Origin of the sequence: Streptomyces sp. NPDC002669 (assembly GCF_042889165.1) — a bacterium.
Taxonomy (GTDB): Bacteria; Actinomycetota; Actinomycetes; order Streptomycetales; family Streptomycetaceae; genus Streptomyces.
On record NZ_JBIAQQ010000072.1, the window covers coordinates 1 to 1457 of the forward strand.

Consider the following 1457-nt stretch of genomic DNA (forward strand, 5'->3'; position numbering starts at 1 on the left):
GCCCCGACCTCCGCAATCCCCCCGTACCGCAAGGAGATCCCCGTGGCAGTCGTCGCGGAACCCACCCGCCGGGGCCGTCGCAGCGGGCCGCAGGCGCGCCGCGAGGCCCGGATCGGCCTGCTCTTCGTCCTTCCGTGCTTCCTGCTGTTCCTGGCCTTCCGGTTCGGGCCGGGCGTGGCCGGTGTGCTGATGAGCTTCACCGACTACACCCTCACCGGTGGCGGCAGCTTCGTCGGACTGGACAACTTCACCCGCCTGTGGGACGACCCGCTGTTCTGGCAGGCGCTGAAGGTCACCGTCCTCTACACGGTGCTCGCCGTGCCGGGCACGCTCATCGCGTCGGTGTCCCTGGCGCTGATCACCCGCCGCGCGTTCCGCGGCGCCAGGTTCTTCCGCTCGGTGTTCTTCCTGCCGGTGGTCACCTCGCTGGTGCTGGCGGCCACCGTCTTCGTGTGGATCTTCTCGACCGGCGGGCCGTGGTCCACCCTGATGGGCTGGTTCGGGATGTCGGAGGGCTCCTGGCTCTCCGACGACGTGCTGGTGCTGCCCGCGCTCGCGATCGTCGGCGTCTGGTCCCGGTTCGGGTACGGGATGCTCATCCTGCTGGCCCGGATGCAGGACATCCCGCGTGAGCTGGAGGAGGCGGCCCTCACCGACGGCGCGGGCCCCTGGCAGCGGTTCCGGCACATCGTGCTGCCGCAGCTCAAGCCCGCCCTGTTCTTCCTCGCCGTGATCGAGACGACGGCCTCCTTCCAGGTCTTCGACGCCGTCTACACCATGACCGGCGGCGGCCCGGCCAACGCCAGCTACACGCTCGTCTTCCAGCTCTACGACGCGGGCTTCAAGTACTTCGACCTGGGTTACGCCTCCGCCATCGGCGTCGCGCTCTTCGCGCTGACCGTGGTGGTCGCAATGATCCAGCGGCTCGTGATCGGGAAGGACCAGTGACCATGCCCCCCACCCCCACCACAACCCCCGCCCGGGCCCAGACCCCGCCCGCGGCGAAGGCCCCCGCTCCCGCTCCCGGCCGGGCCGAACGCCGGGCCGCGCGCCGGGCCGAACGCAGGCTGCGCAAACTGTCGGAGCGGGACACCGTCCCGCACGGCATGCGCCCCACCCGGGCCGGCCGGATCGGGCGCGCCGTGCTGCTGGGTGTGGCGGCGCTCGCGACGGTCTTCCCGTTCTACGCGATGGTGGTGCTTTCCCTGAAGCCGTCCGCGGCGGTCGAGTTCCCCGGCAGTCTGCTGCCGTGGCCGCTGACCGGCCAGGCGTACGACACCGTCATGAATGCCCAGGACGTGCCGCGCTGGCTGGTCAACACGCTGGTCTACTCGGTCGTCTCGGTGGTCGGGGTGCTGCTGCTCGCCTCGCTCGCCGGGTACGCCTTCGCCAAGAAGCGCTTCCCGGGCCGGGAGGCGATGTTCTGGTCGTTCCTGTCGATGGTGATGGTCCCCGTA

Annotated in this window: 1 protein-coding gene and 1 pseudogene; both read left to right on the top strand. The window is 70.8% G+C overall.

Annotated features, from left to right (window positions below):
- Positions 1-42 precede the first annotated feature (42 nt).
- Complete coding sequence (locus tag ACFYW1_RS38930; protein WP_389004564.1) at positions 43-948, top strand: carbohydrate ABC transporter permease; 906 nt, start codon at positions 43-45, stop codon at positions 946-948.
- Between the two features lie 2 nt (positions 949-950).
- Positions 951-1457: pseudogene (locus ACFYW1_RS38935) on the top strand (carbohydrate ABC transporter permease); the annotation flags it as partial.